The sequence below is a fragment of the Hymenobacter terrenus genome, assembly GCF_000972495.1.
In the GTDB taxonomy this organism is placed as follows: domain Bacteria; phylum Bacteroidota; class Bacteroidia; order Cytophagales; family Hymenobacteraceae; genus Hymenobacter; species Hymenobacter terrenus.
In genome coordinates, this window is sequence record NZ_LATM01000062.1 from 1 (window position 1) to 8,653 (window position 8,653).

The 8,653-nt window shown below is 61.2% G+C and carries 9 protein-coding genes; 5 read left to right on the forward strand and 4 right to left on the reverse strand.

Features of this window, described 5'->3' with window-relative positions:
• Nucleotides 1–208: 208 nt before the first annotated feature.
• The gene (locus WX88_RS26030; protein WP_046247360.1) at nt 209–1,201 is read right to left on the reverse strand and encodes an NAD-dependent epimerase/dehydratase family protein; all 993 of its coding nucleotides are present in this window, start codon (nt 1,199–1,201) and stop codon (nt 209–211) included.
• A gap of 127 nt (nt 1,202–1,328) precedes the next feature.
• Between WX88_RS26030 and WX88_RS26035 the strand changes: the two genes are divergently transcribed.
• Together WX88_RS26035 and WX88_RS26040 are read left to right on the forward strand one after the other, a co-directional pair.
• Nucleotides 1,329–1,901: a Crp/Fnr family transcriptional regulator gene (locus WX88_RS26035; RefSeq protein WP_046247361.1), complete on the forward strand. Its 573-nt coding sequence runs from the start codon at nt 1,329–1,331 to the stop codon at nt 1,899–1,901.
• Between the two features lie 92 nt (nt 1,902–1,993).
• Nucleotides 1,994–2,905, forward strand: a complete 912-nt coding sequence (locus WX88_RS26040) for an NAD-dependent epimerase/dehydratase family protein (protein WP_046247362.1) — start codon at nt 1,994–1,996, stop codon at nt 2,903–2,905.
• A 227-nt stretch (nt 2,906–3,132) separates the two neighbouring features.
• On the opposite strand, the gene WX88_RS28400 is transcribed toward WX88_RS26040, so the two are convergent.
• On the reverse strand, nt 3,133–3,549 hold the full coding sequence (locus WX88_RS28400) for a hypothetical protein (protein ID WP_052733131.1): 417 nt from the start codon (nt 3,547–3,549) through the stop codon (nt 3,133–3,135).
• Between the two features lie 112 nt (nt 3,550–3,661).
• On the opposite strand from WX88_RS28400, the gene kbl reads away from it, so the two are divergent.
• Nucleotides 3,662–4,909: a glycine C-acetyltransferase gene (kbl, locus tag WX88_RS26050; protein ID WP_046247363.1), complete on the forward strand. Its 1,248-nt coding sequence runs from the start codon at nt 3,662–3,664 to the stop codon at nt 4,907–4,909.
• 187 nt (nt 4,910–5,096) lie between these two features.
• Here the strand turns inward: kbl and WX88_RS26055 are convergent, their stop codons facing one another.
• Nucleotides 5,097–5,528, reverse strand: a complete 432-nt coding sequence (locus WX88_RS26055; protein ID WP_052733132.1) for a DUF1573 domain-containing protein — start codon at nt 5,526–5,528, stop codon at nt 5,097–5,099.
• Between the two features lie 227 nt (nt 5,529–5,755).
• On the opposite strand from WX88_RS26055, the gene WX88_RS26060 reads away from it, so the two are divergent.
• Together WX88_RS26060 and WX88_RS26065 are read left to right on the forward strand one after the other, a co-directional pair.
• Complete coding sequence (locus WX88_RS26060) at nt 5,756–7,123, forward strand: sensor histidine kinase (protein WP_046247364.1); 1,368 nt, start codon at nt 5,756–5,758, stop codon at nt 7,121–7,123.
• Nucleotides 7,101–7,829, forward strand: a complete 729-nt coding sequence (locus WX88_RS26065; protein ID WP_046247365.1) for a response regulator transcription factor — start codon at nt 7,101–7,103, stop codon at nt 7,827–7,829. The genes WX88_RS26060 and WX88_RS26065 overlap by 23 nt, the downstream gene beginning before the upstream one ends.
• Nucleotides 7,830–8,049: 220 nt before the next feature.
• On the opposite strand, the gene WX88_RS26070 is transcribed toward WX88_RS26065, so the two are convergent.
• Nucleotides 8,050–8,412: a hypothetical protein gene (locus WX88_RS26070; RefSeq protein WP_046247366.1), complete on the reverse strand. Its 363-nt coding sequence runs from the start codon at nt 8,410–8,412 to the stop codon at nt 8,050–8,052.
• Nucleotides 8,413–8,653: the final 241 nt, after the last annotated feature.

Consider the following 8,653-nt stretch of genomic DNA (forward strand, 5'->3'; position numbering starts at 1 on the left):
TCATACCCTAAAGTAAGGCCTGGTTACTTTTGGCTGGGTACTTAGTAAGAAGATAATTTTTAAAATCAGCCCAAAATGGTCAAGCAAAAGTCCGTTATGGGTAGCAAAGCATCTCGCGTGCTTTGCTACCCATAACGGACTTTTGCTTGACCTTGTGATGGAGGCCAGTTGTGTTTCTGGCTGTTGCTACGGGCCACGGCCGCCTGCTTTACGCGGGCTGCAACTCCTTCAAATGCAACAGCATGTCGGCGGTCATCTTATCCAAGTCAAAATCGGGTTGCCAGCCCCAATCCTGCCGGGCGGCGGAGTCGTCGATGCTGGCAGGCCAGGAGTTGGCAATTTGCTGGCGGCCGTCGGGCTTGTAGGTCACCCGGAAACCGGGCACGTGCTGCTGGATACTGGCCGTGATTTCGGCCGGCGAGAAGCTCATCGCGCCCAGGTTGTAGCTGGTGCGCACCTTGATTTGGTCGGCCGGGGCGTGCATCAGGTCCAGGGTTGCTTTCAGCGCGTCGGGCATATACATCATCGGCAAATAGGTGTCTTCTTCGAGGAAGCACTCATAATTTTCGCCGGCTACGGCCCTGTGATAGATATCGACGGCGTAGTCGGTGGTGCCACCGCCGGGCAGGCTCTTGTAGCCAATGAGGCCGGGGTAGCGCAGGCTGCGCACGTCGAGACCGTGCTTGCGGTGGTACCACTCGCACCACTGCTCGCCGGCCAGCTTGCTGATGCCGTACACCGTGTTGGGGTTCATGATGGTGACCTGCGGTGTGTTGTCGCGCGGAGTATCGGGGCCGAATACGGCAATAGAGCTGGGCCAATACACCTGGGCGACGCCGTGGGCCACGGCGGCTTCGAGCACAATGAGCAGGCCATCCATGTTTAGCTGCCAGCCAAAGAGCGGGTTCTTCTCGGCCGTGGCCGAGAGCAGAGCGGCAAGGTGATAAATCTGCCTGGGGCGGTACTGGCGGATGAGCTTGTCGAGGCGGGTGCGGTCGAGCACGTCGAGCAGCTCGAAGGGGCCGCCGGCCAGCATCTCGGGGTTCTTGGGGGGGCGCACATCGGCGGCTACCACGCAGTGGGGCTCGTAACGCTGGCGCAGGGCAGCCACCAGCTCCAGGCCGAGCTGGCCGCAGGCGCCAATAACCAGCACGGAGCCGGGTAAAACAGAGGTGTCGGGGTCGCCGGAAGTGGGGGCCATGCGCGTAGTCGGGGTTGAAGTGAAACGGCGGGGTGGGATTGCGGGCACAAAGATACCGGCAGGGGTACGCATTCTAGTGCCTAGCTTTACGAAGGCCGCCCCAAACGCTTTTTGCTATTCCTTCACCATGAGCCTGCCCGTTTTTTCGGCCTTCGTGCGCACATTCTACCCCCTGCCCGACGATGTGGCCACGGCGCTATTTGCCCTGTTCCAGCCGGTACGAGTGAGCCGTCGACAACACCTTCAGCAGGACGGCGACTATATAGAGGACGTCTTCTTCCTGGCCAGCGGCGTCGTGCGCGGCTACTACCTGCGCTCAGATGGCGAGGACATTACGTCGAGCTTCTACTTCGGTCCCACGCTGCTGGGCGATGTAGTGGGCCTGCGCGAGCGCACCCCCACGCGCCTGAACCTCGAAGTGCTCAAGAGTGGAACCATCTGGCGGGCGCGCTTGGCGGAGGTGGAGGCACTCACCCTCGGCTACCCGATTATCGACAAGCTGCTCTGGGCATTTTTCGAGCATCTCTATACATTTTACCACAAGCGCCAGCTCTCGTTCATCTACGACTCGCCCACCGAGCGCTACCTCAACCTGTTGCGCGAGCGCCCCAAAGTCATCGAGCACGTGCCGCAGCGCTACATCGCCTCCTACCTCGGCATCAAGCCCGGGAGCCTGAGTCGCATCCGTAAACGTTTATAGCTGGTCGATTTTCTTAACTAAAGTTAATGACATAGGCTGGCCAGCGCCGGGACCTTTGTGTGGTAATTCAATCACCTTAACCACCTCGTCCCATGCAAACCATTCTCGGAGCTAACGGCACTATTGCCCGCGAACTGGCCCGGCACCTGCCGACCCTCACCACCGAGCCGCTGCGTCTCGTCAGCCGCCAGCCGCAACGCGTAAATCCTCGCGACGAGTTGTGGCCCGCCGACCTCACCGACCCTGCCCGGACCGAGCGCGCCGTGGCGGGCTCCTCGGTGGTGTACCTGGTGGCGGGCCTGCCCTACAACACCAGCACCTGGCAGCGCGACTGGCCGCGTATCATGACCAACGTGCTGGCAGCCTGCGAGCAGCACGGTGCGAAACTCGTTTTTTTCGACAACGTGTACATGTACGGTGCGGTGGAAGGCCCCATGACGGAGGCCACGCCGTTCAACCCCATCAGCCGGAAGGGCGAGGTGCGCGCCCGCATTGCCCGCCAGCTACTCGACGCCATACAGGCCGGCCGAGTGCAGGCCCTGATAGCCCGGGCGGCCGATTTTTACGGGCCAGCCATCACTAATGCTATCCCGAACATGCTCATTCTGGACAATCTCAAAAAAGGCAAAGCCGCCCAGTGGCCCGGCGGTCTCGACCTCCCCCACTCCTTCACCTTCACCCCCGATGCGGGCCGCGCCACGGCTGTGCTCGGCAACACGCCCGGTGCTTTCGGCCAAACCTGGCATCTGCCCACCGCGACCCCGGCCCTCACGGCCCGGCAGTTTGCCGAGCAGGCCGCCGCGCACTACGGGGTAGCCGCCAAAATCAACTCTTTGCCCAAGCTCATGATGCGGGCGGTAGGCCTGTTCGTGGAGCCGGTACGCGAGTCGGTAGAAATGTTCTACCAGAACGACCGGCCGTATGTGTTCGACAGCTCGAAGTTTGCGAAGCAGTTCTTCGCGGCCACGCCTTACCGCGAAGGCATCCGGCTGGCGGCGCTGTAAAAGTAAACGAGCCATGCGTGCCCTGCTACGTATCGGGGAGCACAAATAGCACCTATTGATAAATACCAAGACCAGTGTTAGTTAATTCTTGGCGTGAGGCTTTCGCACGGCGAAAGTTGCGCCTGCCACCTTACTAACGGCCAGGCGGCGCATCCGCCCACAGCTCCGGATAGTAGGCCGGGCAAACGCAGTGGTAGTTGACCAAAGGCGGGTCGATAATTCGCGACTCATAAGGAGCTAGTATCATCTCTACCGCTTCGGCGGCGGCCACGGCGGGCCCCGGTCACTTCGTAAAGATTATCGAGGTCGACGATGGAAATTTCAAGCTGTGGGACGGGTGCAGTCCGCACCCACACGAATACCCGCTCCCCAGCCAGCGTAACCTGCCCGGCGGAGGGAAAAATCTTGACGCTGCCGACGGCCGCCACGGGCAGGTCCAATTGCATCAATAGCTGGCGCAAATCGGCGGGGTCGGCGTAGCGCAGGGCGGCCAACAATTGGTCGCCATCGTTGGCGTGGCCGCCAATTGCCTTGCAGAAGCGGAAGTAGCGGAGGCGCCGCCCCCAGGCCCTGAGTTCGGCGCGCGGGTGCCGGTGGAAAAGGTAGTCGAGCCACCGGGGGGCTTGTATTTCCTGACTTGCCATCGAAGCCGCAGTAAGTGGACCAATTGGTAGGTCAGGCAAAAGTGCCGGCAGACTCAGCCCGGTATCTTCAGCCCGTATCTTTGGCTCAGTAATTAAAACCCAGCCCGCCACTATGTATACCACCCTCCAGCCCGACCTCAAACAGCAGCTTCAGGATATCAAGGATGCCGGCCTTTTCAAGAAGGAGCGCATCATTACCTCGCCCCAGGGCGCCGAAATTGAAACCGACGAAGCCGGCGAGGTACTGAACTTCTGCGCCAACAACTACCTGGGCCTGTCGTCGCACCCCGAGGTAATTAAAGCAGCCAAGGAAGCTATTGACACGCACGGCTACGGCATGTCGTCGGTGCGCTTCATCTGCGGCACGCAGGACATTCACAAGCAGCTGGAGCAGAAGCTGGCCGAGTTCCTGGGCACCGAAGACACCATTCTCTACGCCGCCGCTTTTGATGCCAACGGCGGCGTGTTCGAGCCGCTGTTTAATGAGCAGGATGCCATCATTTCCGATGCGCTGAATCACGCCAGCATCATCGACGGCGTGCGCCTGTGCAAGGCCCAGCGCTACCGCTACCAGCACAACGACATGGCTGACCTGGAAAAGCAGCTTCAGGACGCCCAGGCAAAGGGCTCACGCCACCGCATCATCGTCACCGACGGTTCGTTTTCGATGGATGGTACCATCGCCCAGCTCGACAAAATCTGCGACCTTGCCGACAAGTACCAGGCCCTGGTGATGGTAGACGAGTGCCACAGCAGCGGCTTTCTGGGCCGCACCGGCCGCGGCACCCACGAGCTGCGCGACGTGATGGGCCGCATCGACATCATCACCGGCACGCTGGGCAAGGCCCTAGGCGGCGCCATGGGCGGCTTCACCTCGGGCCGCAAGGAAATCATCGACATGCTACGCCAGCGCAGCCGGCCGTATTTGTTTTCCAACACCCTGGCTCCGGCCATCGTGGGTGCCTCCCTGCGCGTGTTGGAGTTGCTCACCGAAAGCACCGCCCTGCGCGACCAGCTCGAAGAAAACACCAAATACTTCCGCGAGAATATGACCGAAGCCGGCTTCGACATCCGCCCCGGTCAGCACCCCATCGTGCCCGTCATGCTCTACGACGCCAAGCTGGCCCAGGAATTCGCCGCCAAAATGCTGGATAAGGGCATTTACGTGGTGGGCTTCTACTACCCCGTGGTGCCGCAGGGCCAGGCCCGTATCCGAGTGCAGCTTTCGGCTGGTCACACCCGCGCGCATTTGGACAAGGCCATTGCTGCCTTCATCGAAGTAGGCAAGGAACTGGGCACGCTGAAGGAGCCGGGCGCGGCGCAGTCGGCCGCCGGGCAAGTGGTGACGAACACGCCCTAACGTGCACCTCACCCCCTGACCCCCTCTCCAAAAAAGAGGGGACACCGGCTCGTGAGGATGACTACTCTCAATGAAATAAGGCCACTGCTTTTGCAGTGGCCTTTTCTTTTACACTATCAGGAGCATGTCCGGTGCCCCCTCTTTTTTGGAGAGGGGGTCAGGGGGTGAGGTGCACGTTAGGGGCCAATTACTTCCCCACCACCGTGCCTTGCAGGCTGAGCACTTGCGGGCCGGCGCCATCGACGTTGGTGGTCACCGTTACGGTTTTGTTGAACACCCCAGGGTTGGCCGCGTTGAAGGTGGCGGTGATGACGGACGACTTGCCGGGCAAAATCGGTTCCTTCGACCACGCGGGCACGGTGCAGCCGCAGGAGCCGTGCACATCGGACAGCAGCACGGGGGCCTTGCTCTTGTTGGTGAAGGTGAAGGAGGCCGTGACCGGTACGCCCTGCTTGATTTCGCCAAATTGATGGATAGTTTTTTCCCACTTGATGGCGGCCGGCGCCGTGAATAAATTACCTGATGTGGGAGCCGAAGTATTCATGGCCAGGGCTTGCTGAGCCGAGGCGGCAGTGCTGGTCAGCAGCAGGGCGGCGAGGAGCGTGAGGACGGATTTCATGGGCTTGTAGGATTGAGTTGATGTGAAAGATGAAGGGCTGAAACAAGGGGTTTTCATCTGGCCAGATGAAGTAGGTGGCGAGCCGCAGCTTGGCCGGACTGGCAATGAAACAAAAGTAGACGAGCTCTCTGGCGGGGCTTGTTAATGAAAACCCAACAGTTGTTAATGAGATGTTAATGGCCGGGAGGTCCGCGGGAAGGGGCGCTCAACTGCTGTACTTTCGGGCCATGAAATCCTTGCCCATTCGCCTGGTGGTGCTGCTTGGGGTGCTGTCGGTGGTCGGCATCATCGCGGTGCAGGTGTACTGGGTGCGCCGGGCCTTCGACAACGAGGAGCGACAGCTCGACCAGACGCTGTACATCGCCCTGAAAAACGTGGCCACCCGCCTGGCCGCTTACAGCCGCGTGGCCCTCCCCAACCAGAGCCCTGTGAGCCAGCTCTCGTCGAACTACTACGTGGTGAATGTCAACAGTGAGATTGACGCCAACCTGCTCGACTACTACCTGCGCCAGGAGTTCGGGCGCCTCAACCTGCGCCTCGACTACGAGTACGCCATCTACGACTGCGGCACCGACCACATGGTGTACGGCAACTACGTGAGTGCCACCACTGCCCCGGCACCGACTGCCGTGCCCACGCGGCTGCCCAAATACAGCCAGTACACATACTATTTTGGCCTGCACCTGCCGCAGCGCGCCCCCTACTTCATGAGCCGCCTCAACGGCTGGGTGCTGACGTCGGGGCTACTGCTCGTGGTGGTGGTGTTTTTTGGGTACGCGCTGTTCGTCATCTTGCGCCAAAAGCGGCTGTCGGAGGTGCAGCGCGACTTCATCAACGCCATGTCGCACGAGTTCAAGACGCCCATCACCACCATTGCCATTTCGGCCGAGGTGCTCACCGCGCCCGACATTGCCAGCCAGCCCCAGCGCCTGCTGAACTACGCCAGCATCATCCGGGAAGAAAACCGCCGCCTCAGCCAGCAAGTCGACAAAGTGCTGCAAATGGCCAAGAGCGAGCGCAGCGAGTTCCGTCTGCACCGCGAGCCCGTGGACTTGGCGACCCTACTGGCCGACGTCATCCGGCAGTTCGACATCAGCGGCAAGCACCCGGAAGGCCGCATCGAGTTGCTTGTTAATGGTGCCGCGCCTATTGCCAGCCAGTGCAAAACCGACAACGGACAACTCCCAACCGATACCCAACAACACACCAGCAATACCCTGGTCTGGGCCGACCCCGTGCACCTCGCCAACGTGCTGTTCAACCTGCTCGACAATGCCGTGAAATATGCCGCCGGGCCGCCCGTGGTGCGGGTGGCATTGGCAACTGAGGGCCCGCGCCTGCGCCTCACGCTGGCCGATGAGGGAATCGGCATTGCCCCGGCGCACCAGCAGCGGGTATTCGACAAGTTTTTTCGGGTGCCGGCGGCCAACGACCTGCGGCCGGCCCAGGGCTTCGGGCTGGGGCTGTATTACGTGCGCAACGTGGTGCTGGCCCACGGCTGGCGCATCCTGCTGCGCAGCCAGCCCGGCCAGGGCAGCACGTTTACCCTTCTTTTTCCGCCCGTTCCTGCTCATGCTGCCACCGCCCGCGCCTAAGGCCCCCGCCCGCATTCTCTACGCCGAAGACGACCCCAACCTGGGCTTCGTGACCCGCGACAACCTGGAGCGGCGCGGCTACCTCCTCACCCACTGCCCCGATGGCACCGCGGCGCTGGCGGCCTTCCGCCGCGAACCGTTCGACCTCTGCCTGCTCGACGTGATGCTGCCCGGCCTCGACGGCTTTGCCCTGGCCCGCTGCATTCGAGAGCTGAATCCGCAGGTGCCCATTCTCTTCCTCAGCGCCCGCGCCCTGGGCGAAGACCGCATCGCCGGCCTGCGCACCGGAGCCGACGACTACATCACCAAACCCTTCAGCCTCGAAGAGCTGGTGCTGCGCATGGAAGTGTTTCTGAAGCGCGCCGCTGGAGCGGCCCCAGCGGCCCCGGCCTCCCCGGGCTCCACCCTCGGCAGCTTCGCCTTCGACCCCCACAACCTCACCCTACGCCACGCCGCCGGCACCGCCCGCCTCACCCAGAAGGAAGCTCAGCTGCTGGCCTTGTTCGCCCAGCGCCCCGGTCAGCTCCTCAAGCGCGAAGACATCCTCCGCCAGCTCTGGGGCGACGACGACTACTTCATGGGCCGCAGTCTCGACGTGTTCATCTCCCGGCTGCGCAAGCACCTGCGCCACGACGCCCGCGTGCAGCTGCGCAACGTGAACCGCGTAGGCTTCGTGCTGGAAGTAAGCGACAACCCCGCCGCGTAGCATGCTCGCAAAGCCAGGCGCATAAACGTCAAAAAGGCCGCTGCCCGAATAGGCAGCGGCCTTCTTCAATTAGAAAAGCTCGCTAGAGCGATTTTGGAGTTAGTAGACCAAAACGAGCTGTAGCGCGAACTTTGTAGTTCGCGTCCCCGCGCCGTTCGGGTATCCGTCGGGGTCGCGAACTACGAAGTTCGCGCTACAGCACGCCTGGCCCAAAACCGCTTTAAGCAGCCCGGAAACCCGTGGCCTGTCGAATGCTGCGCTCGTTGCCGGTCGCGGGGTCGGCATAGGAATGGTCGCCCACTTCCACCGACAGGCGCTTGCCGATGAGCTGCTTGGTGTCGAGGTCTTTGCCCTCTTCGGGCTTGATGCCCGCCGCGGAGTAGAGCTGCAAAATGATGGGGTGCCCCGCCTCGGAATTATAGAAGCGCTGCGTTACAAACCCGTCTTCGTTTTCCATACGAGCAGCGAAAAATGGCACCTGCTGGTGCTCGCTGATGCCTTCTTCAATGTCTGTAATTTCGACGGTATGGCGGCCGTCGGGCAGAAAACCTTTATCCTGGCCTTTATCAACTGGGATTTTCATAGCACTAAGTTTATTGGAAATTTCAAGCTAAATACATTGGCTTTAACGCGACTGATAAGGCAGGGTTGCATAGAGAGTGTATTCAGGTGCGAAGTAATAATATGTATCGGTGGGATGAGAAACCCATTACGCGGTGGCCTTGTGGGAGGCATTCTAACCGGTTGCGGCCCAGATGGCCGTGGCGGATTAAAGCTCCCAGCAAAAAGCCCCGCTGCCGACTGGCAAGCGGGGCTTTTTGCTG